Below are 21744 nucleotides of genomic sequence, written 5' to 3' on the forward strand. Positions count from 1 at the left end.
TGGCATACGAAAAGTACAAAGAACGCTTTGCTAATGCAGGTGATTTCCATTTTTATTTTGTAGGAAATGTAGATGAAGAAAAAATCGCGGATTATGCCGAAACATACATTGCCTCTTTACCAAGTTCTGACGAAAACGAAATGTACAAAGTACATGACTTTAGGTCAAAATCGGGTTCGCATGAGTTTATTTACAATAAAGGCACCGAACCTAAAAGTCAAGTCAATCTCACCTGGACTGGTGAGGCAGAATACGACGTAAAAGAAGCCAGAGCCATGACCATATTGGGTGAAATATTGAGTATTAAGCTCATAGAAAAGTTGCGAGAAGAAGAAGGCGGTGTGTATGGTGCTGGTGCAAGAGGTTCATTGAGTAAAATACCATATGGCCGTTATAATTTTAGTATATCCTTCCCTTGCGGACCAGATAATGCTGAAAAATTAATAACTGCATCTATTGCAGAATTAGAGAAAATCATTAAGGATGGACCTACTGAGACCGATTTGGATAAAGTAAAAAAAGCATTGTTATTAACAAGAAAAGAACAGCTCGAACAAAATCGTTTTTGGTTAGGAGCTATTAGAGGCGCTGATTACAATCAAAGTGACTTAAATAACATTGTTAATTATGAAACCAATATCAACGCCATTACAGCGAAGGACATCCATAATATTGCCAAGAAATATTTAACAAATGGTTACATCAAGGCAGTCCTCATGCCTGAAGAACAATAAAATTAATATAAACAACTCAAAATAAGCCATCTAAATCTAATATTTTAGATGGCTTATTTGTTTAACAATGTTAACAACTTCGATTTCTTAAACTCATAAATAATTGTATTTTTAAGACCTATTAAAACCAAATCATTTAATGGGTAAAATCATTGCAATTGCTAATCAGAAAGGTGGTGTTGGTAAAACTACTACGTCTGTTAATTTAGCAGCTTCTCTTGGCGTATTAGAGAAGAAAGTCCTACTTATAGATGCCGATCCACAAGCTAATGCGAGTTCAGGGTTAGGTATTGATGTTGATGCCGTACAAATTGGTTCTTACCAAGTATTAGAACACACTAAATCTGCTAAAGAAGCGATAACGGCTTCAAATGCTCCAAATGTTGATGTTATTCCTGCACACATCGACCTTGTGGCGATTGAGATAGAGCTCGTTGATAAAGACCAACGTGAGTACATGTTAAAGAAAGCAATTTCTAATCTGAAATCGGAGTACGACTATATCTTAATAGATTGTGCTCCCTCATTAGGGTTATTGACACTCAACGCTTTGACAGCCTCAGATTCCGTGATTATACCTATACAATGCGAATACTTTGCCCTAGAAGGCTTAGGCAAACTGTTAAATACTATTAAAAGTGTACAGAAAATACATAATGAAGCGTTAGACATAGAAGGTATGCTACTTACCATGTTCGATTCGCGCTTACGATTGTCGAACCAAGTAGTTGAAGAAGTACAAAAGCATTTTAGCGATATGGTATTTGAAACCATTATTCAACGCAACGTAAGATTGGGCGAAGCACCAAGTTATGGTGAGAGTATCATAAATTATGATGTAAGCAGCAAGGGCGCTGCAAATTATTTAAATCTAGCCAAGGAGCTGATTAAGAAAAATGAATTGTAATGGCGAAGGCTACAAAAAAACAGGCACTAGGACGAGGACTTTCTGCATTATTAAAGGATCCAGAAAATGATATTAAATCTGCTGAAGATAAAAATGCAGATAAAGTCGTTGGCAACATTGTTGAGCTAGACATCGATAGTATTGAGGTCAATCCTTTTCAGCCTAGAACAAATTTTAATGAAGATACGTTAAAGGAGTTGGCATCTTCTATCCGTGAATTAGGTGTTATTCAACCTATTACAGTGAGAAAATTGGCGTTTAACAACTACCAGTTGGTTTCTGGTGAACGTCGTTACAGGGCTTCAAAATTAATTGGTTTAGAGACCATTCCTGCATACATAAGAATCGCCAATGACCAAGAGGCTTTGGAGATGGCTTTGGTAGAAAATATTCAGCGTCAAGATCTCGACCCAATCGAAATTGCACTCTCCTATCAACGATTGATTGATGAAATTAACCTAACCCAAGAGCAAATGAGCGAGCGCGTTGGCAAAAAACGCTCAACCATTGCAAATTATTTACGATTATTAAAACTCGATCCTATCATTCAAACGGGTATGCGAGACGGATTTATTTCTATGGGTCATGGTAGGGCCATGGTAAATATTGAAAACCAGATTGATCAACTTGAGGTGTACGAAAAAGTAATAAGTAATAAATTATCTGTTAGAGCCACGGAACAGTTGGTTCAGAAACTAAATTCCACCGAATCACCATCAGAAAGTACATCTACAGAAGTCCCTAAACACATCAAAAAAGGGGTTAAAGAGTTTTCAGAATATTTTGGCCACAAAATTGAGGTTAAAGTGGCTAAGAATGGTAGTGGTAAAATTACCATCCCTTTCCATTCTGAAGAAGACTTCAATAGAATCAAAAAATTAGTGCAACGTGCTAAATAAAAGTAAAATCTTTTTTTTACTGTGCTTGTTTTCAGTTACGCTTTCCTTTTCACAAAAGGAAAAAGATAGTACAAGCATTGCCTTGGAAAACGAAATGGTAGTCATTGAAGAACAATTTGTCAAGAAAAAAGAAATTGACCCATTAAGACCTTCAAAAGCTGCATTTCTCTCTGCTATTTTTCCTGGTGCAGGACAAGCTTACAACAAAAAGTATTGGAAAATCCCAATTGTCTGGGGAGCTATAGGTACTGGAGTCTATTTTTATTTAAGAAACGATAGTCAATTTGACCGTTATAGAGATGCCTACAAAAGGCGATTAGCAGGATTTACCGATGATGAATTCTCGGACGCAAACGGTAATCCATTGATATCCGATGACGGATTAATACGTGCTCAGCAACAGTTTAGGCGCAACAAAGAAATTTCGTTACTTGTCACAATAGGCTTATATGCCCTAAATATCATTGATGCCAATGTTGATGCACACCTTCTTCAATTTAATGTCGACGAAAATCTAACCTTAAGTCCACATTATCAATACAATCAAATGGAAAATTCCTCGGATTTGGGCGTAACACTAAATTTTAAATTTTAATATGAATATCGCATTATTAGGATATGGGAGAATGGGAAAGAGTATTGAAACCATTGCTCTTGAGCGTCATCACAAGATAGTACTGAAGATTGAAAATGATACGGACAATTTCGATTTTTCTAATACAGATGTCGCCATAGATTTCAGTGTTCCTACAGCAGCAGTATCCAATATCAAAAAAGCACTGGATGCTGGTATACCTGTAATATCGGGTACTACAGGTTGGTTAGAACATTACAACGACATTATAGACCATTGCAACGCTAAAGACGGGACTTTTTTGTATGCTTCTAACTTCAGTTTGGGAGTTAATATCTTTTTTGAAACCAATAAAAAATTGAGTGCATTAATGTCAACTGTTGATGGATATTCAACCGAAATTGAAGAAATCCATCATACTAAAAAGCTAGATGCACCAAGTGGCACAGCCATTACGTTGGCCGAACAAATTATTGAAAATACCGATTATAATAATTGGACATTAGATACACCAAAATCTAATGAAATCCCTATAGAATCTAAGCGTATTCCAGACGTACCAGGCACTCATGAGATTACTTACAAATCAGATATTGACACCATAAATATTAAACATACAGCCCATAGCAGACAAGGGTTTGCATTTGGTGCTGTTGTTGCGGCTGAATGGATAAAAGATAAAAAAGGTGTATTCGCTATGCGAGATGTGTTAAATATTAATGGCTGATGTTGAATGATGAAAATCTTATACATTTTTAGAGTTGTAAATCTTTGTTAAATGAAGCTAATGAATTAACTAGGATTTTTATTTCATCAAGAAAAACTGCAAATTTGAACCTTAAAAACTAATCAATTGTCATTAGACAATTATCATTATATAGATTATGACTTGGACCGAGTGGTTTATTTTTTTACTCATATTACAGATTATTCATGGCTTAGGGACATGGAAACTATATGTTAAAGCAGGGAGACAAGCTTGGGAAGCTTTTGTACCTATTTATAACGCCATAATACTTATGAAAATAATTTCTCGCCCTTGGTGGTGGGTTATTTTAATGTTCTTACCAATAGTCAATCTTATTATGATTCCAGCGGCTTGGGTGGAAACCGCAAGAGCATTTGGTAAAGACACCAAACTAGATGCGTTGATTTGTATCGTTACCTTTGGATTTTATTTGTACTATTTAAACTATGTCGCAGATGTCAACTATATTGAAAATAGAAAATTAAAACCAAAAACCTCGGCAGGCGAATGGATTACATCTATTTTGTTTGCTATAGTTGCTGCTACAATTGTACATACCTATTTCTTTCAGCCTTTTGTGATTCCATCGTCATCCTTAGAAAAATCTTTATTAGTTGGTGACTTCTTAATTGTAAGCAAAATTCATTATGGTGCTAGAGGACCTATGACTACTGTTGCTGCACCAATGGTACATGATACCATACCGAAATTGGGTATCAAATCGTATTTGTATAATGATAATTTTGAAGAGAAGAACACCTCCTTATTAAACAAACTACAACTCCCCTACTTTAGGCTACCAGGATTTGAAAAGGTAGAACGTAACGATATTGTGGTGTTCAATCAGCCAGCGGATACCTTGTTGAATATGAACGATTTCAACCCAGACCGTAATTATTACAAACCTATTGACAAAAAAACCAATTTGGTAAAGCGTTGTGTTGGCTTGCCTGGAGATACCTTAGAAGTTAGAAATGGTTATGTCTTTATCAATGGTGTACAGAATGAGTTACCCGATAGAGCAAAACTTCAGTTTTCTCATGATATCGTTTTTAAAAACATTAATGCCAGAAGTTTTCCAGAACTTAATCAAATAACAAAGCCATTTCTTAAGAAGTATGATATTACAGATGGTATTGGCTTTAATGAAACGACAAAAAATTATACAGTACAGACAACACCAGAATCTGCTAATAAAGCCGTCGTTCATCCAAATGTCGTATCTGTAACCTATGCTTCTGATGAAAAAGGAATTAAAGATGAGCGTGTGTTTCCGCATGATGCAAATTATAATTGGAACTACAATTATTTTGGCCCTATATGGATTCCAAAAGCAGGTGCTACTCTAAACTTAACTATGGAAAATTTACCCCTTTATAAACGCGCCATTGGTGAATATGAAGGTAATAAAGTGGTTACTAGAGGTAATCAAATCTTTATCAATGATAAAGCAGCGACTTCCTATACCTTTAAGCAAGACTATTATTGGATGATGGGAGACAATCGTCATAACTCCATAGATGCAAGAGCTTGGGGCTTTGTACCCTACAATCATATTTTTGGCAAACCTGTATTTATTTGGATGAGCATTGATGGGATTAATGATGGTCTAAAAAACTGGAGCTTTAGATGGGACAGAATTTTCACTACGGTTAGTGGTACTGGAGAACGACGATCGTACTTTATTCCATTTTGGGTAGTAGTAATTGGTATTTACGCCTTTACAAAATGGAGAAAGAAAAAGAAAGCTAAATCTTAACCTATGGAAAATGCTCTTTTAAATAGCCTTTTGGAAGCATTAGACTTATCTCCAGAAAATATTCCTCTTCGCAAACAGGTGGCTCAAATCTACATGCAAGCATTTGACTATTCAAATGCTGAAATGCATTTACTTAAAATCATTGAATTCGAAAGTACTAATGCAAATAAATTTCTTTTAGCTAGTTGTTATTTTGAACAAGAAAAATATAATTTAACTGAAGTCATTCTTGAAGAAATTATCGAAAACGAGAACAACATTGATTATCTAGAACTTTATTGCGAGAATTTACTCCAATTAAATCAATATGATCAGGCCTTAAATATTTACAAACAAATTCTGGAAATTGACAACAAATACCGCAACGAGTCTCTTGAAAGTATTTTTAAAGTTAAAAGTACAGGCATAGATAATGACTTTACCGATGATGATGCCCTAAAATTCATTAAAAAAACAAATTTAAAGTTTGATGATGTTGGTGGCATGAATAAAGTAAAAGAAGAAATCGATTTAAAAATAATTAAGCCCTTGTTGCATAAAGAGCTCTATAAGGCTTACGGGAAGAAGATAGGCGGTGGAATTCTATTATACGGTCCGCCGGGTTGTGGTAAAACCCATATAGCAAAGGCTACAGCTGGAGAAATCGATGCCAATTTTATCAATGTTGGTATAAATGATATTTTAGACATGTGGCTAGGAAATTCAGAGAAAAATCTGCACGAAATCTTTGAAACTGCCCGTCAAAATAAGCCCTGTGTTATCTTCATTGATGAGATTGATGCGCTTGGCGCTAATAGAAATGATATTAATAAAACTGCTGGTAGAACTGTTATCAATCAATTTTTAGCCGAATTAGATGGCATTGACTCAGATAATGATGGTATTTTAGTTCTTGGTGCGACCAATGCCCCATGGTATATAGATCCTGCATTTAGAAGGCCAGGTAGGTTCGATAGAATAATTTTTGTGGCACCACCTGACCAAGAGGCCAGAAAATCAATCTATCAGATTCAGTTAAAGGGAAAACCCACAGAACGTATTGATTTCAAAACTTTAGCTAAGAAGACCAAGAATTTCTCTGGTGCCGACATATCTTCCAGCATCGATTTGGCTATAGAAGAAAAATTACAAGCATCGTTTAAGGATGGCATACCTCAGCCGTTATCGACAAAGGACCTCACCAAGGCAATTTCAAAAATGAAACCATCTACCAAGGAATGGTTTGCCTCTGCTAAAAACTATGCGCTTTATGCTAACGATTCTGGGCTATATGATGAAATTCTCACCTATTTAAACATAAACAGATAATGGGCTCTGAGGCTAATTTTGAACGAGGTCTTCAACTCTTTGAGATGGGAAGGTTTAAAGATGCTATTCCTTATCTTCAAAATGCATTGGCTGTTGATATAGATAATTTTGAAACAAAATTTTTGTTGGCACAGTCTTACCTTCAAACAGACAAAACAGAACAAGCCAAGACTCTGACTCTCGAATTAAGAAGTAAGGCCCCAAATTATAGTGGGATTTATTACCTACTTTCAAAAATATATTTCTTAGAAGAAAATATGAGTTTGGCACTAGAGCTAATAGATGAAGCTATCAGTCTAGACCCTTATGACGAAGATTATTTTGGGCATAAATCATACATACGACTTCACGAAAAAAAGTATGAGGAGGCGCTTTTGTTAGCTGAAGAAGGTCTTAAACTTAATGCAAAAAGCATAATTTGTCTCAATGCAAGGGCAACGGCATTAACAAAGTTAAAACGTAAAGAAGAGGCTAGAGAGACTATTGAAAACTTACTAAATGATGATCCTGAGAATGCCTATTCTCATGCCAATATTGGTTGGAATCATTTAGAGCATAATGATACTTCAAAAGCATTGACACACTTTAAGGAGGCTTTAAAACTAGACCCAAATGATGACTATGCTAGAAATGGAATGATAACTGCGGTTAAGTCCAAAAACAAAATCTATAATTTGTATTTAAGATATGCATTTTGGATTGGTAATCAATCTCAGAAAAACCAATGGATTTTTATTATAGGTATTTATTTGATATATAGGTTTTCGTTGAAAATATTGACATTTTCGGGTCTCTCAATACTAGCTATACCGCTCATAATAGCCTACTTATTGTTTGCTTTGGGCAGCTGGATTATGGAACCTTTATCAAATATGATATTATTGTCTGATAACTATGGAAAATATCTTTTAGATAAAAATTCGAGATTAAGTGGGCAAATCCTATTTGTCTTATTACTACTTTCCCTCTTATCATTCTGCATTAATTTTATTTTTGAAAGCGATTATTTGATTTTATTTAGTATTGCTTCATTAGCTGCAATTTTGCCTTTAACAAGGAGTCCACTAAGTTCAAATAAGAACGCTCAGCTATTAGGGTATATCTATGGTATAGTTATTTTATTAATTCCGATAATTGGTGGTATTATAGACTACGAGTATGGTACTTTACTTGTTGTTATCGCGATTATGTTCATTGCTTACACGTGGTTAGGAAATATCTTCTTTAATTAATGCAACATATTTTATTGTACCCAGCGTATTTCCCAAACATAGCCCATTTTGTAGCTATGGTTAATGCAGAGATGGTTTATTTTGAAGTCTGCGATAATTACCAAAAACAATCTTACAGAAATCGAGCGGAAATATATGGCTCTAATGGAAAAATAGCTCTTACAGTTCCTGTGAGCTATACCCAAAAAAACAGGCAACTGTATAAGGATGTTAAGATTGCTAATGAAGACAACTGGCAGTTACAACACCTTAAATCTTTACAGTCTGCTTATAGCACGTCCCCTTTTTTCGAATACTATGTTGATGACTTAATGCCTTTATTTGAAAAATCATTTACATACATCTTAGATTTTAATTTAAAGTGCTTTGAAATACTTATAGATAGTCTTCAAATTAATTTAGCGACTTCAAACACTTCTGTGTTTGAAAAAGAACCAAATGACAAGATTGATTATCGATTACTCGTCAATCGAAATCACAAATTAAAATCACATTTAGATGATTATACGCAAGTATTCAAGGAAAAACATGGTTTTATCCCAAATCTTAGTATTTTGGATTTGCTATTCAATGAAGGTCCAAATACAGAGTTGTACCTAAAACGACAACATTTATAGTCATGCTCAGATTTTGTGTTCACTATGGCTTACATTTTGGGTTACCTTTAGTAATCGCTCTTTTGGTTTTTAGAAAAAAATGGCCAAAAGCTTATTTGATAATGCTATCAGCTTTTGTCATCGATTTAGACCACCTGTTAGCCAATCCCATATTTGACCCAAATCGTTGCAGTATTAATTTTCACCCACTCCACTCTTACTATGCCATCGTAGTCTACATCGTTCTTTTACAACCAAAACCAACGCGAGTTTTTGCCATTGGTCTATTGGCTCATATTATTGCAGATAGTGCCGATTGTTTACTTATCTAATTTCAAAGTAGCTTTTATCGGGTAATGGTCCGATAGCTTAATATCCGAATATGTTTTAAACCCATTTACAGTGAAATCTTTATCGGCTAATATAAAATCGATTCTAAGCGGGAAATACTTAAAATCATAGGTTTTACCAAAACCATGGCCTGCCTCTTCAAAGGCATCAACCAAATCTTCCCCTTTAATTATATTATAAACATATGAATAAGCCGTATTATTAAAATCTCCCGCAACAATAGTCCTATACTTACATTTTGATTTATGTTCTAAAAAAAGTTCCACTTGGGATTGTTGCATTATAAATGCCGCTTTTACCCGTTTTAAAAATACATCTCTTGAATATTGACTATTTATATAATCTATTTTGGTATTGATTTTTGAAGATTGTAAGTGAACATTATAGACTCTAATGGTATCCTTACCTTTTACAACGTCTACAAAAATCGCATTATTATAGGTGTCCTTAAACTCTAAGGACCCTGAGTTTACAATAGGAATTTTAGAAAAAATTGCATGCCCTGGTCTAGCATCTTTTGTATAACTTCCGTTATAATTTGAATAGTTTTCTATCTTTAAGGGCGTTCCTCTTGTATATTCTTGCATACAAATAACATCTGGCAATTCTTCATAAAAGAAGTCTACAATATCTTCTCTTGTTGTTTTATTAGGCTTCCAGTTATATTTATTAAACAATCTAACATTAAAAGACATCACCGATAGATTATTAGGGTCGTCAGTCTTTTTTGAAGAAGAGATTTTATACATCGAACCTATATAGCTCCAGCCCAAGGAAAGTACTATTAGAGACAAGAACATTTGTTTTTTTAACTGAATTAACCAATACACAAAAAAAAGCATATTAATTAATATCAAAAGAGGCACTCCGAGGCTCAAAATCGATAAGGTGGCAAAGTTCTTAGGAGGCACATAAGGTAATAAATAAGAAAGCAAAAGTAAAACCGCAGCCAACGAATTGACAATAAACACAAGCTTACCAAAAAACTTCAATTTTTTCATGGTGTTATTAATCGTCTTTACTAGCCTCAAACAAAAATTTCTTCTCTTTAGCTGTTAGACTATCATAACCACTTTTACTTATTTTATCTAAAATGGCGTCTATTTGTTTTTGTTTATCATTTGTTGTTGTTGTTTGCTTTTGTCTTCTAGTAGATTTAGTCGAACGCCTTTTATGGACGGTTTTAAGGTTCGATTTTGGTTTGAACCAACTCATAAACGAGTCCATAAGACGTTCAAAACCTGTACCTATATCTTTTCCTTTTTTTAAGTTAGCAGCATAATAGTAACCCAATAGGTAACCACCAACATGTGCTACATATCCACCTTGATTAATTCCCATAATTATTCTCAGTACATCTAGCGCAACAAAAAAGATGGCGATATGCATCCATTTTACATTAAACGTATTAAACAATCTAATCTGTGAATCTGGCATGTAAATCGCTATAAACATCAATAAGGCACTAACACCCGCGGAAGCTCCAACCATATTGCCATAACTGGCACCTAAGAAATTGGAAGGGACAATATTAGAAACAGCCAAAAAAGCAAGGCCGCCGCAAATAATGCCAAGAAAATAAATGTTTAATACCATTTTGGTTCTAAAGAGATTGGAGGCCGTCCTTGAAAGGTAAAATAAAAAGAGCATATTGAACAGTAAATGCCAAATGCCAGAATGTAAAAACCCATAGGTGATTAATGACCAAGGCTGAAGAATAAAATCACCAAACCTAGGAGGCATTTCAAAATACGTTAGTAAAGTTAATTTAAAAAGCCTAGTAAGTAAAACAGCAAGAATAAAAACTACAATATTAATGGTAATAATTTTACCAAAAACGTCTAGATTATTATATCTATATTTTAAACTTTGAACGGTATTCATAATTAATTCCAGCGCGTTTTATTTATATCTTTTCTTTTCCAATAGAAAAATATCAGTGCTCCTGTAATAGCCCCGCCAACATGAGCCCAATAAGCAGTATTACTATGTCCTAATAAAGGTGTTCCCGTAAGGAGAGCACTAATAAAATCTGAACCAATCATACCTACAACCAAATACTTTATCTTTAATCTTATGGGCGGAAATATTAAAAACACCTCTCTATTAGGGATTAACAACCCTAATACCGCTAAAACACCCATAATCGCTCCAGATGCGCCTACCATCGGCGTACTATAATTTACTACTAAGTGCTTTAGTCCCTTTTCACTAAGTACCGACTCCCATTGTAAATTATATCTTAAAACTCCTGAATTTAGAACTTCGAAAATTTGATTTTCGCTGAACCCTGCAGCCAGCAAATCATTAAAAGCAAATGTAAATTGAAAGTAATTTACTACAAACGTAAGTAGAAGGGCACCAAATCCCGAAGTAAAATACAACAGCAAAAATTTGCGCATTCCAAGTACAGACTCAACAAAGACGCCAGTTAAATACAACATTAGCATATTAAAAAAAAGGTGAGATGTATCACCATGCATAAACATATGTGTCAAAATCTGCCAAGGTTGAAACATGGGATTCTTTGGGAAATAAAATGCAAACCAGTCATAAAATAATTGACCGTTGCCAATAGCCATAGTCCCAATAAACATTACTACGTTTATTATCAATAGGTGCTTTACAGCATCAGTTATTCCTAATCTCATAGACTATATAAATTTCTTTTCAATGTCATTAACTGACATAGTGATAAACGTTGGTTGGTTGGTTGGTGACATATTGGGTTCCTTACAAGCAAACAAGCTATTCACCAAATGCTCTTGCTCTGTATGATTAAGTATTTTTCCGTTTTTGATGGCCAAGCTTTTTGCCATAGACTTTGCCAATAAATCCGTAGCGCTAAAATTAGCATCCGGTACGTCGTTCTCAACATCACTAATTAATTGCTCAAAAATAGAAGATACTTCATTTTCAGGTACTCCAACTGGTACTCCTGTTATCGTAATGGCTTGGTCTGAGAATTCAGAAAGCACAAACCCTGTATGTTCTAAATCTGTTTTTAAATCCTTAATGATTTTACTTTCGTTCGGTGCAAAATGTAATTGCAACGGAAACAACAATTGTTGACTCGTAGCTTCCTTAATGGTAACGTGTTTTAGAAAATTTTCGTACAATACACGCTGATGTGCTCTGTTTTGGTCAACAATTAACATCCCTGATTTTAGGGTACTGACAATATACTTCTGTTGTAGTTGGAACGTTGTTTTATTGGTTTCAACAGAATCGTCACTAAAAATAGCTTCAGTTTTTGAATCATTTTCAAAAGTAACATTGCTGAAGTCATTTTCTAAGCTGTTATCCTTAGATTCTAACCCAACGTAAAGGCTTTCCCAGTGTGTGGCTGGGCTTTTCTTAAAATGTGTATTTCCAGAGGCTTTTTTATGAGCATCATCTAAAAACGGATTAAAGCTTCGATCCACTTCAATAGTAGGTGCTTTACCCACTTTATCCTTATAACTGTATGGTGTGTTGAGACTGCTTTGATGTTCAAAATCCAATACAGGCGCAATATTAAATTGTCCTAAACTATGCTTTACTGCTGAACGCAATATAGCATACAAGGTATGCTCGTCATCAAACTTGATTTCTGTTTTAGTTGGGTGTATGTTGATATCAATTGTTTCGGGATTAACAGTGAGATTTAAGAAATAACTCGGATTATAACCTGTTTTTAATAAACCTTCAAAGGCGGCACTAATCGCATGGTTAAGATAAGGGCTTTTTATAAAGCGCTGATTAACAAAGAAAAACTGCTCTGACCTTGTTTTCTTGGAATACTCTGGTTTACCAACAAATCCCGAAATCTTCAATACTTCGGTATCTTCTTCCACAGGCACTAACTTTTCGTTGGTTTTGCTTCCAAAAATATGCACCACACGTTGTCTGTAGTTTTCTTGAGGTAAATGAAATAATTCACTTCCATTATGATAAAACACAAATGCAATGTTAGGATGGGCTAAGGCTACACGATGAAATTCGTCGGTGATATGACGTAATTCTACCGTATCGGATTTTAAAAAGTTACGTCTTGCGGGAATATTGAAAAACAAATTCTTAACAGCCACTGAAGTTCCTGTGGGAGTTACGAAGACGTCTTGGGATTTTACCTTACTGCCCTCAATTTCTATAGCTGTACCCAATTCATCTTCAGGTCGTTTGGTCTTTAATTCTACATGTGCTATGGCTGCAATACTCGCTAGAGCCTCACCTCTAAACCCCTTGGTATTGATTTGAAATAAATCTTCAGCTGTTTTTATTTTGGAAGTGGTATGTCGTTCAAAACTCAAACGTGCATCAGTGATGCTCATGCCTTTGCCGTTATCAATAACTTGAACCAAGGTTTTACCAGCATCCTTTATAATCAGCTTTATTTCAGTCGCTTCAGCATCAATAGCATTTTCCAAAAGTTCCTTAACTACAGAAGCAGGTCGTTGTACCACTTCACCAGCTGCAATTTGGTTGGCAACGTGGTCGGGTAAAAGTTGAATGATATCTGTCATTAGCGTTTGAGGGAGAAAATAGAGAGATCAAAATCTATAATGTAAAGAAAGATCAAAATAAAAACACCTATTAAAATGAGAATAGTTCTATTAAAGCCTGAGTTATTTCTATTTCTACTGCTTAGCCTACGCTCATGCCATTGACCAGAAAAGTCATTCTTATTATACGTATCAGCATAAGCGTCAAACTTAGTTGCGTATTTAGATGAATCTGTACCTTCTTTACCTTTATAATAACGCGGAGTATAGTTAAACCTTTTGTTTCTAGGTAATTTCTTAATAAGTGTAAATTTAATTGGACCCATAATTCAATTATTTAATATAGCCGTTAAGGATATAAATTAAAATAAAAAGCGCTGCCAAAACGATAATCAAAAAAGGTAATGACGTAAACATGTTTCCTCTACGCTTGGTATTACCTCTTAACTCATCCCATTTTGCTTCTAGGCTTTCTCTCGACTTTACTTCTTCAGAATCCTGAAAACGAGGCTTATAACTAAACCGCTTATTTTTTCGTTGATTAAACAAGTGCTCTCGTTATTAAATACTTGATTATCTCAAAAGTACTTAAAATACTAAGAAAAATTGCCTAAGGATTCCTTAAAATTATCAACAAAAAGGATGCCACATTAAAGTTAGAAGTATGAAGTTAGAAGTACGAAGTTGGAATTTGGTATTGGGTATTTGAAAGTCAATTATTATTTCAAACTGAATACTGACCACTGTATACTGTCAACTGTAACTGCCTACTGATTACTGAGCACTGCTTACTGCTACTTAGTATCTTTCCGTAATTGAGCCATTTTTATTGCAGTAATAGCCGCTTCCATACCTTTGTTGCCATGCTTTCCTCCGGAACGTTCTATAGATTGTTGCATATTGTTATCTGTTAGCACACAGAAGATGACCGGAATGTCTCCTTTGACATTTAAATCCTTTATCCCTTGAGTAACTCCCTCACAAACAAAATCGAAGTGTTTGGTTTCTCCTTGTATTACACAACCAATAACAATGATGGCGTCTAACATGCCAGACTCGGCGTAGATACTTTTTGACATCCTAGCAGCACCATAAGTCAATTCAAAGGTCCCAGGAACATTCCAACGTACAATGTTCTCCTTCAAAGCACCACAATCGATTAAAGCATCGAATGCGCCTTGCCAAAGGCCTTCAGTAATAGTAGTATTCCATTCTGAAACAACAATCCCAAACCGAAAATCTTTCGCATTTGGGATTGTGGCTTTATCGTAATTCGATAAATTATGATTTGCAGTAGCCATGTTTTATAAGCTTGCTTCTACTTTTCCTATGAGTACATCAACTTGACTAGCTTGTGTAGAGTCACCAAATTCAGACTTTATACGATTTAAATAATCCAAAGCTTTTTGGTTGTCGCCTAAATCTATAGCAACTCTAGCGGCCTTCATCAGATACATTGGAGTTGTAAAGTCATTCACGTTGGCTTTAAACGCCTTTTCGTAATACTCTAAAGCTTCAGTAGGTTGTTCTAACTGCACAAAAGCATCACCAATACCACCCTTAGCGATTGGACCCAACATCTTATCGTCGCTAGAAAAATCACTAAGATAAGTCACCGCATTCTGATAATCCTTGAGATTTAAATAAGCCATACCAGCATAGTAATTGGCTAAATTGGCCGCTGGTGTACCACCATATTGATCAATAATATCCAACATGCCATATTTACCTTCACCTCCATTTAATGCCATGGTGTACAAAGAATCCGAAGAAATACCATTTGCCGCATCTTCAAAATACTTCTTGGCCTGGTACATTTCGTTCATCGCTTCTTCTTGTTGTGGTTCAGCAATATATTTATTGTAACCTAAATAACCCAAAACTACTACAGCTATAACTGCAATAGCACCAACAATATAGTTCTGGTTTTTAACAAACCACTCTTCTGTCTTAGAAGCTCCTTCATCTAATGTATTAAATACCTCAGCTGTTGTTGAGTTTTCCTCAGCAATTTCTTCCTTTTCCTTTTTAGTTTTTGGTTTATAGCCTCTTTTCTTATACGTTGCCATATCTTGTCTAATATACTAACCTCAATATCAAATATTTAAGGCGATAATTTGAATTAACTTATATACAGACGCTCAGCGTCAAATATTAAATCTCATCTTCTGGCCTGCCGAAGCATAGGCGAAGGCGGATTATTGCGTGCGCAAAAATATAATTTTTATTGGGATTTAAAAGCCTATTTATTTGTTATTTTTCAATAATTTGCGTGATTATTAAGAGCATTAAATACAATGCTAAACCCAAGGAACAGGTATCACCTTTTATGATTCTAAACACGTTATCTTTAGTTAATTACAAAAATTTTGAAAGTCAGGTTTTTGACTTTGACACTAAAATCAATTGCTTTGTTGGTGCTAATGGTATCGGAAAAACCAATGCACTAGATGCGATTTACCATTTAGCGTTTGGTAAAAGTTACTTCAATCCCATTGCACTACAGAATATAAAACACGGTACCGATTTTTTTGTAATCGATGGTAGTTTTACCAAAAACGAACGCCCAGAAAAAATTATAGTATCGCTTAAACGAAGCCAGAAAAAAATCATTAAGCGTAATGGCAAAGCCTATGACAAATTCAGTGATCATATTGGTTTTATTCCATTGGTCATTATCTCACCGGCCGATCGCGATTTGATCATTGAAGGTAGTGATACACGACGAAAGTTCATCGATAGCGTTATTTCCCAAAGCGATAAGAACTATTTAACCAATGTCATTGCTTATAACAAAGTCTTATCGCAGCGCAATGCGCTACTGAAATACTTTGCGCTTAATAACACTTTTAATGCAGATACCCTAAGTATTTATAACGAACAGCTCGATACTTACAGCAAGGACATTTTTAAAAAGCGTGATGAATTCTTAAAAGTTTTTATTCCCATTTTTAAGGAACGTTACCAAGCGATTAGCCAAAGTAAGGAAGATATTGATTTAAAATATAAAAGTGATTTGTTCAGTGGAGATTTAATCGATCTGTTGCAAGTCAATCTCAATAAAGACAAAGCTTTACAGTACACAAGTGTAGGCACACACAAAGATGATTTGACGTTTTTAATTGATGATTTTCCTATTAAGAAGTTTGGTAGCCAAGGCCAACAAAAATCCTTTTTAATCGCTTTAAAATTGGCGCAGTTCGATTTTATAAAGCAACAAAGTGGAGTGTCTCCCATATTATTGTTAGATGATATTTTTGACAAGCTCGATGAGAACCGCGTCGCACAAATTATAAGCCTTGTTGATGATTCACATTTTGGACAAATCTTTATTAGCGATACCCATGCCGATAGAACTGAAAATGTTGTCAAGCAAATTCACCAATCGTATAAACTATTCAAGTTATAATGAAGATTACACATAGAATTAGCACTGTCATTGCGAGTTCCGAAAATTCGGAACGCAGCAATCTCTTCACATATGGTTGCATTATCTCATTCCTTCTGTTATTAGCAACTAGTTGTTCTGAAGATCCCACAACGTACATTCAACATATAGAAGGCTATTGGGAAATTGAAGAAGTCACACTGGCTAATGGCACCAAAAAACAATATCAGTTTAACGAAACCATAGATTACATCAGCATCAATGATAGCTTACAAGGCTTTAGAAAAAAGCTAAAACCAGGTATTAACGATACTTACTTTACATCAGATGATGCAGAATCCCTTATTTTAAAGGTTGAGAATAACAGTTTAAACGTTTACTACACCACTCCCTATGCCCAATGGAAAGAAACCGTTTTGGAGGCCTCGCCCACACATCTCAAAGTCAGTAATCAAAATAAAAATATCTATTTGTACAAACGCTACACTCCTATTGAATTAAACTTAGAATAAAATTCTTATCTAAGAACAACTTGTCATGTTGAACACTTCGACCACCATACATCGTACAAGACTCTGGAAGGCGCGTCGCTCAGTGCAAGCCGCTAGACATCACATAATCAGCATAAAATAGATCTAAGTGATTCAGCTTGCAGAGCCTAAGGGTTTTGCCTAGCAAAATCTAAAAATTTCTCAATCGCTGCGCCCATTTCGAAATGACAAATGCCCTGAAGAATTTACAGAAACCAAAGTAACAGCTAATGATGATGTCAGTTCGAGTAATTCCAATAGCAATTGGGATTGTAACGAGAATCTTCTTAAAACAAACTTTCACTTTTATTAGAGCAAAAGTTCGTTCAAATTTTCGACCTTTGTAATACTGTACATTAAATGACGAAATTCCTTCCCGATGGTTATCGGGATTCACAGGAAGTAAACATGACAAAGCGCAACAACGATAACCGCCCTATTGAAGAGATTCTCAAAGAGTTTGTTGAAACGAATAATTTACAAACTGGTTTAGACAAAGTCAACGTGCGCGAAGCTTGGACAAATCTTATGGGAAATGGCGTTAACAACTACACGACTGCCATTGAGCTAAAACACGAGACCCTTTATGTACAGTTAAGTTCTAGTGTCTTGCGCGAAGAGTTAAGTTATGGCACTGAGAAAATTATAAAAATGCTTAACGAATCTATCGGTAAAGACCTCGTAAAAAAGTTAGTGCTCCGATAAGCGTCAAACTGCTAAAGTTTTCAAAAATCTGAAAATGATCCCTTTGTAGCTTCGTATCTTTACAAAAAGCTATGATGCGACTACTTTTATTTGTTTCAGTTATTCTATTTCAACAATCCATGACCTTATTTCAATTCACTTCGGAAAGCAATATCGACAACTGGAGAATTTTGGATGATGTGGTTATGGGTGGACGATCTGATGGTCATTTTAAGATTAATGACGATGGTTATGGTGAATACTATGGCGACATTTCTTTAGCAAACAATGGTGGTTTTTCGTCACTGCGTTATTATTTTGAAACTGTAGATGCATCGGACTATTCAAAATTCAAACTGCGACTAAAAGGTGATGGCAAAACCTATCAATTAAGGGTTAAGGACAGTCGTTATAATCGCTATTCGTATATCTGTAAATTTGAAACTACTGGCGAATGGCAAACCGTTGAAGTTCCTTTTGCTGACATGTACGCTTCGTTTAGAGGCTACCGTCTAGACATGCCGAACTTTAAAGGCAATCAAATGGAAGAAATCGCATTTTTGATAGGCAACAAGAAAAAAGAAAGTTTCAAACTATTGATTGACACTATTACGTTAGAATAATATTTGGTATTTTTAAGTGCAAATAATCATTCCACTTAATGAAATACGCAAAACTTCTCTTGTCCTTGGTGCTTACCATAGGCATTTTTTATGCTTTAAATACAAAATTTGGTACTATTCCACCGTTGGGTAAATTCTTAAATCCGACTTCGGGTATCTGGCAAAATGAAACCGATGAAACCATCACTGGAGACATTGCTATTCCAGGCTTAAAAGATAAGGTCACAGTGCACTATGACGAATACATGATTCCACATGTCTTTGCGCAAAACGAACACGATCTATACAAAGCCCAAGGTTACCTAACGGCAAAACATCGTTTATGGCAGTTGGAATTTCAAACCCATGCAGCAGCAGGACGATTGTCCGAAATCTTTGGCGAAGGTGCCTTAAACTACGACCGTACCGAACGCAGACGTGGTATGGGTTATGGTGCAGACAATGCCATTAAATACATGGAACAATACGATACGGAAACCTTAAGCTATGTTCAGGATTATGCCGATGGTGTAAATGCCTATATCGACCAACTCGACTCCAAGGATTATCCAGTAGAATATAAATTATTGGATTATACGCCAGAAGCTTGGTCACCGAAAAAAACGGCTTTGCTGCTCATGTACATGACCAAAATGTTGGCAGGAGGTGATGACGATTTAGAATATACCAATGTACTGCGACTCATTGGGCAAAAGAATTTTGATTTGTTGTTTCCAGATTTTTTTGACAGTACCGATCCCGTTATTCCAAAGGAAACCGACTGGAGTTTTATCGACGTCCCACAAACCGAATTACCAGCTAGTAAGGCAGCCGTTTTGGACACCATAGCAGAAAGCATTGAAAAACCAAACCCAGATAATGGGAGTAACAATTGGGCGGTTTCAGGAGTGAAGTCAGCCACCGGAAACCCTATTCTGGCTAACGATCCACATTTGAGCTTAAATTTACCTGCTATTTGGTTTGTGATGCAACTCAGTACGCCAAAGCACAATGCCTTTGGAGCGACTATTCCAGGTGCTTTGAGTGTCATTTCAGGCTTTAACCAATACATCGCTTGGGGAGAAACCAATGCGACACGAGACGTGATTGATTGGTACAAAGTGGAATTCAATGCCAATCGTACCCAATACAAATATGATGGTGGTTGGAAAGATGTCACCCTAAGAGTTGAAGACATTAGAATAAGAGGCAAGGAAAACTATAAAGATTCGGTATTGTACACCCATCATGGTCCTGTGGTATTTGACAAGAATTTTAAAGGCGATAATGAATTGGCAGGCTATGCCATGCGATGGATAGGTCATGATGGTGGCAATAACCAACGTACCTTTATCGAACTTAATAAAGCCAAGAATTACGACGATTATGTGAGTGCTTTACAATACTGGAATGCACCAGCACAAAACTTTGTATTTGCCTCCACCGAAGGTGATATTGCGCTTTGGATACAAGGAAAATTTGCCAATAAATGGGAAGGTCAGGGCAAGTTCTTAATGGATGGCAGCAATCCGGAAAACGACTGGCAATCCTATATTCCGCAAGCGTTTAATGCACATACTAAAAATCCCGAAAGAGGATTTGTTAGTTCTGCCAACCAACATCCTGTGGATGAAAATTATCCCTTTTATGTCTTTAACGATGGTTACGAGACCTACCGCAACCGAGTGATTAATGACGTCTTTAATTCTAAAGACACCTTTAGCGTACAGGACTTTAAGGATTTGCATAACAATAATTATAATTTGAAAGCTGCCGAACTCGTGCCTTATATGCTAACACATATGGATGCTTCTTCCCTATCTGAAGCTGAGAAAGCGGTTTACGAAGACATCAAAGCCTGGAATTTTAATAATGATATCGATGAAGTAGGGCCTAGTATTTGGAGACAATGGTATGGCAGATTGTATAACATGACTTGGGACGAATTTGATGTTGAAGACACTGCTTTGGATGCGCCCACCACCTACCAAACCATTTACCTATTAAAGAACCATGGTGATCATGAGTATATGGATATGGTTGAAACAGAGGATACCACCGAAACGGCTAAGGATTTGTTTTTACTAGCTTTTAAAGAAGCCGCTGAACGTTTAATGGAAATTAAGGAAGAAAAAGGCGATTACACATGGTTAAAGTATAAAGCCACGTATGCTGGGCATTTGTTACAAGCCTTACCCGCCTTTTCGCGATTTGACATCCCTATCGGAGGTGACCGCAACATTGTGAATGCCACTTCTGAAAATCACGGTCCATCATGGCGTATGATTGTAGAAATGACGACACCACCAACGGCCATTGGTATTTATCCTGGTGGCCAATCGGGTAATCCGGGTAGCCAGTACTACGATAATTTTATCGACGATTGGGCTGCAGGGAATTATTACAACCTTAACTTTTTACAATCCAATACCGTTACAGATGCGATTATTGGTACACAAACCTTAACACCAGCAAGTAATGACTAAAAATATCACCAACTTTATCGCTACCCTTGTTTTAGCTATTGTCCTGTCTTTGTTTTTACCTTGGTGGTCTATCATGACTGCTGCCTTGGCCACGGCTTTATTTATTCCTTTAAAAAGAGCGGCCGTATTTTTTGTGCCTTTTTTAGCGATATTGGTATTTTGGGCAGGCTTTAGTTTTTTCTTAAGTAGTGCTAACGATTTTATACTCGCCAAGAAAATTTCCCAATTGCTGGAACTCGGTGGGAATCCGTATCTCTTGATTTTAGTCACTGGAGTTGTTGGTGGTTTAGCGGCTGGTATTGCAGCGATTTTTGGGAAGCAGTTGATCATGTTGACTAAATCTTAATAAGCCTGTATTTTCTTAAAAATATGTAGTTTTACGTATAGTAATCTATGTTTTTAAAGCTATCTTTAACTGACAAAATTTAGAAAGAATAAACAAGATGTGTTTATTCTTTTGGA

Annotated in this window: 24 protein-coding genes; 16 read left to right on the forward strand and 8 right to left on the reverse strand. The window is 35.8% G+C overall.

The genetic code is table 11. From position 1 onward, the window contains the following. The 10 genes from Q0992_RS07755 to Q0992_RS07800 form a co-directional block, all read left to right on the forward strand. On the forward strand, window positions 1–734 hold a 734-nt coding region (locus tag Q0992_RS07755; RefSeq protein WP_299522006.1), incomplete at its 5' end, for a pitrilysin family protein. A 139-nt stretch (window positions 735–873) separates the two neighbouring features. After that, complete coding sequence (locus tag Q0992_RS07760; protein ID WP_299522009.1) at window positions 874–1641, forward strand: ParA family protein; 768 nt, start codon at window positions 874–876, stop codon at window positions 1639–1641. Further along, window positions 1641–2540: a ParB/RepB/Spo0J family partition protein gene (locus Q0992_RS07765; protein WP_299522012.1), complete on the forward strand. Its 900-nt coding sequence runs from the start codon at window positions 1641–1643 to the stop codon at window positions 2538–2540. Before Q0992_RS07760 ends, Q0992_RS07765 begins: the two co-directional genes overlap by 1 nt. Next, window positions 2530–3135 (forward strand): DUF5683 domain-containing protein, encoded by a 606-nt coding sequence (locus Q0992_RS07770; protein WP_299522015.1) that lies wholly within the window; start codon window positions 2530–2532, stop codon window positions 3133–3135. The genes Q0992_RS07765 and Q0992_RS07770 overlap by 11 nt, the downstream gene beginning before the upstream one ends. Window position 3136: 1 nt before the next feature. Continuing rightward, entirely contained in the window at window positions 3137–3841 is a 705-nt protein-coding gene (dapB, locus tag Q0992_RS07775; RefSeq protein WP_299522018.1) for a 4-hydroxy-tetrahydrodipicolinate reductase, read from the forward strand. 157 nt (window positions 3842–3998) lie between these two features. After that, window positions 3999–5621: a signal peptidase I gene (gene lepB, locus Q0992_RS07780; RefSeq protein ID WP_299522021.1), complete on the forward strand. Its 1623-nt coding sequence runs from the start codon at window positions 3999–4001 to the stop codon at window positions 5619–5621. 3 nt (window positions 5622–5624) lie between these two features. Then, window positions 5625–6929 carry an AAA family ATPase gene (locus tag Q0992_RS07785; RefSeq protein WP_299522024.1) on the forward strand — a complete coding sequence of 435 codons (1305 nt, stop codon included), beginning with the start codon at window positions 5625–5627 and terminating at the stop codon, window positions 6927–6929. Continuing rightward, window positions 6929–8161: a tetratricopeptide repeat protein gene (locus tag Q0992_RS07790; protein ID WP_299522027.1), complete on the forward strand. Its 1233-nt coding sequence runs from the start codon at window positions 6929–6931 to the stop codon at window positions 8159–8161. The genes Q0992_RS07785 and Q0992_RS07790 overlap by 1 nt, the downstream gene beginning before the upstream one ends. Next, window positions 8161–8778 (forward strand): WbqC family protein, encoded by a 618-nt coding sequence (locus tag Q0992_RS07795; protein WP_299522030.1) that lies wholly within the window; start codon window positions 8161–8163, stop codon window positions 8776–8778. The genes Q0992_RS07790 and Q0992_RS07795 overlap by 1 nt, the downstream gene beginning before the upstream one ends. A 2-nt stretch (window positions 8779–8780) precedes the next feature. Continuing rightward, entirely contained in the window at window positions 8781–9089 is a 309-nt protein-coding gene (locus tag Q0992_RS07800; RefSeq protein ID WP_299522034.1) for a DUF6122 family protein, read from the forward strand. Here the strand turns inward: Q0992_RS07800 and Q0992_RS07805 are convergent. From Q0992_RS07805 to Q0992_RS07840, 8 genes are all read right to left on the reverse strand, one after another. After that, a complete protein-coding gene (locus Q0992_RS07805) occupies window positions 9078–10109 on the reverse strand; it encodes an endonuclease/exonuclease/phosphatase family protein (protein ID WP_299522037.1) in 1032 nt (343 codons plus the stop codon). The two genes, Q0992_RS07800 and Q0992_RS07805, sit on opposite strands and share 12 nt — an antisense overlap. A 7-nt stretch (window positions 10110–10116) precedes the next feature. Next, on the reverse strand, window positions 10117–10992 hold the full coding sequence (locus tag Q0992_RS07810) for a rhomboid family intramembrane serine protease (protein WP_299522040.1): 876 nt from the start codon (window positions 10990–10992) through the stop codon (window positions 10117–10119). 2 nt (window positions 10993–10994) lie between these two features. Next, window positions 10995–11759 carry a rhomboid family intramembrane serine protease gene (locus tag Q0992_RS07815; RefSeq protein ID WP_299522043.1) on the reverse strand — a complete coding sequence of 255 codons (765 nt, stop codon included), beginning with the start codon at window positions 11757–11759 and terminating at the stop codon, window positions 10995–10997. Between the two features lie 3 nt (window positions 11760–11762). After that, window positions 11763–13613: a DNA mismatch repair endonuclease MutL gene (mutL, locus tag Q0992_RS07820; RefSeq protein ID WP_299522046.1), complete on the reverse strand. Its 1851-nt coding sequence runs from the start codon at window positions 13611–13613 to the stop codon at window positions 11763–11765. Next, window positions 13613–13918 carry a hypothetical protein gene (locus Q0992_RS07825; RefSeq protein WP_299522049.1) on the reverse strand — a complete coding sequence of 102 codons (306 nt, stop codon included), beginning with the start codon at window positions 13916–13918 and terminating at the stop codon, window positions 13613–13615. Before Q0992_RS07825 ends, mutL begins: the two co-directional genes overlap by 1 nt. Before the next feature lie 7 nt (window positions 13919–13925). Beyond that, window positions 13926–14141 carry a hypothetical protein gene (locus Q0992_RS07830; RefSeq protein ID WP_299522051.1) on the reverse strand — a complete coding sequence of 72 codons (216 nt, stop codon included), beginning with the start codon at window positions 14139–14141 and terminating at the stop codon, window positions 13926–13928. 245 nt (window positions 14142–14386) lie between these two features. Beyond that, window positions 14387–14893: a 6,7-dimethyl-8-ribityllumazine synthase gene (ribH, locus tag Q0992_RS07835; protein ID WP_299522054.1), complete on the reverse strand. Its 507-nt coding sequence runs from the start codon at window positions 14891–14893 to the stop codon at window positions 14387–14389. Between the two features lie 3 nt (window positions 14894–14896). Further along, complete coding sequence (locus Q0992_RS07840) at window positions 14897–15661, reverse strand: tetratricopeptide repeat protein (RefSeq protein WP_299522057.1); 765 nt, start codon at window positions 15659–15661, stop codon at window positions 14897–14899. A 260-nt stretch (window positions 15662–15921) separates the two neighbouring features. Between Q0992_RS07840 and Q0992_RS07845 the strand changes: the two genes are divergently transcribed. From Q0992_RS07845 to Q0992_RS07870, 6 genes are all read left to right on the forward strand, one after another. Further along, a complete protein-coding gene (locus tag Q0992_RS07845; protein WP_299522181.1) occupies window positions 15922–17001 on the forward strand; it encodes a DNA replication/repair protein RecF in 1080 nt (359 codons plus the stop codon). Then, a complete protein-coding gene (locus Q0992_RS07850; protein WP_299522059.1) occupies window positions 17001–17492 on the forward strand; it encodes a lipocalin family protein in 492 nt (163 codons plus the stop codon). The genes Q0992_RS07845 and Q0992_RS07850 overlap by 1 nt, the downstream gene beginning before the upstream one ends. 426 nt (window positions 17493–17918) lie before the next feature. Then, complete coding sequence (locus tag Q0992_RS07855) at window positions 17919–18215, forward strand: DUF721 domain-containing protein (protein WP_299522184.1); 297 nt, start codon at window positions 17919–17921, stop codon at window positions 18213–18215. 71 nt (window positions 18216–18286) lie between these two features. After that, window positions 18287–18817 carry a CIA30 family protein gene (locus Q0992_RS07860; RefSeq protein ID WP_367277952.1) on the forward strand — a complete coding sequence of 177 codons (531 nt, stop codon included), beginning with the start codon at window positions 18287–18289 and terminating at the stop codon, window positions 18815–18817. A gap of 38 nt (window positions 18818–18855) precedes the next feature. Continuing rightward, window positions 18856–21282: a penicillin acylase family protein gene (locus Q0992_RS07865; protein ID WP_299522062.1), complete on the forward strand. Its 2427-nt coding sequence runs from the start codon at window positions 18856–18858 to the stop codon at window positions 21280–21282. Continuing rightward, window positions 21275–21628: a hypothetical protein gene (locus tag Q0992_RS07870; RefSeq protein WP_299522065.1), complete on the forward strand. Its 354-nt coding sequence runs from the start codon at window positions 21275–21277 to the stop codon at window positions 21626–21628. The genes Q0992_RS07865 and Q0992_RS07870 overlap by 8 nt, the downstream gene beginning before the upstream one ends. Window positions 21629–21744 lie beyond the last annotated feature (116 nt).

It is taken from the genome of Winogradskyella sp., assembly GCF_028289625.1.
Lineage (GTDB): Bacteria > Bacteroidota > Bacteroidia > Flavobacteriales > Flavobacteriaceae > Winogradskyella.

Excerpts from the sequence above, each read along its gene's own strand:
- Q0992_RS07765 (WP_299522012.1), top strand. The coding sequence starts at position 1,641 with ATGGCGAAGGCTACAAAAAAACAGGCACTAGGACGAGGACTTTCTGCA.
- Q0992_RS07850 (WP_299522059.1), top strand. The coding sequence starts at position 17,001 with ATGAAGATTACACATAGAATTAGCACTGTCATTGCGAGTTCCGAAAAT.
- Q0992_RS07795 (WP_299522030.1), top strand. The coding sequence starts at position 8,161 with ATGCAACATATTTTATTGTACCCAGCGTATTTCCCAAACATAGCCCAT.
- ribH (WP_299522054.1), bottom strand. The coding sequence starts at position 14,893 with ATGGCTACTGCAAATCATAATTTATCGAATTACGATAAAGCCACAATC.
- dapB (WP_299522018.1), top strand. The coding sequence starts at position 3,137 with ATGAATATCGCATTATTAGGATATGGGAGAATGGGAAAGAGTATTGAA.
- Q0992_RS07865 (WP_299522062.1), top strand. The coding sequence starts at position 18,856 with ATGAAATACGCAAAACTTCTCTTGTCCTTGGTGCTTACCATAGGCATT.
- Q0992_RS07860 (WP_367277952.1), top strand. The coding sequence starts at position 18,287 with ATGATGCGACTACTTTTATTTGTTTCAGTTATTCTATTTCAACAATCC.
- Q0992_RS07855 (WP_299522184.1), top strand. The coding sequence starts at position 17,919 with ATGACAAAGCGCAACAACGATAACCGCCCTATTGAAGAGATTCTCAAA.
- Q0992_RS07840 (WP_299522057.1), bottom strand. The coding sequence starts at position 15,661 with ATGGCAACGTATAAGAAAAGAGGCTATAAACCAAAAACTAAAAAGGAA.
- Q0992_RS07785 (WP_299522024.1), top strand. The coding sequence starts at position 5,625 with ATGGAAAATGCTCTTTTAAATAGCCTTTTGGAAGCATTAGACTTATCT.
- lepB (WP_299522021.1), top strand. The coding sequence starts at position 3,999 with ATGACTTGGACCGAGTGGTTTATTTTTTTACTCATATTACAGATTATT.
- Q0992_RS07870 (WP_299522065.1), top strand. The coding sequence starts at position 21,275 with ATGACTAAAAATATCACCAACTTTATCGCTACCCTTGTTTTAGCTATT.
- Q0992_RS07815 (WP_299522043.1), bottom strand. The coding sequence starts at position 11,759 with ATGAGATTAGGAATAACTGATGCTGTAAAGCACCTATTGATAATAAAC.
- Q0992_RS07825 (WP_299522049.1), bottom strand. The coding sequence starts at position 13,918 with ATGGGTCCAATTAAATTTACACTTATTAAGAAATTACCTAGAAACAAA.
- Q0992_RS07790 (WP_299522027.1), top strand. The coding sequence starts at position 6,929 with ATGGGCTCTGAGGCTAATTTTGAACGAGGTCTTCAACTCTTTGAGATG.
- Q0992_RS07800 (WP_299522034.1), top strand. The coding sequence starts at position 8,781 with ATGCTCAGATTTTGTGTTCACTATGGCTTACATTTTGGGTTACCTTTA.
- Q0992_RS07845 (WP_299522181.1), top strand. The coding sequence starts at position 15,922 with ATGATTCTAAACACGTTATCTTTAGTTAATTACAAAAATTTTGAAAGT.
- Q0992_RS07760 (WP_299522009.1), top strand. The coding sequence starts at position 874 with ATGGGTAAAATCATTGCAATTGCTAATCAGAAAGGTGGTGTTGGTAAA.
- Q0992_RS07805 (WP_299522037.1), bottom strand. The coding sequence starts at position 10,109 with ATGAAAAAATTGAAGTTTTTTGGTAAGCTTGTGTTTATTGTCAATTCG.
- Q0992_RS07810 (WP_299522040.1), bottom strand. The coding sequence starts at position 10,992 with ATGAATACCGTTCAAAGTTTAAAATATAGATATAATAATCTAGACGTT.
- mutL (WP_299522046.1), bottom strand. The coding sequence starts at position 13,613 with ATGACAGATATCATTCAACTTTTACCCGACCACGTTGCCAACCAAATT.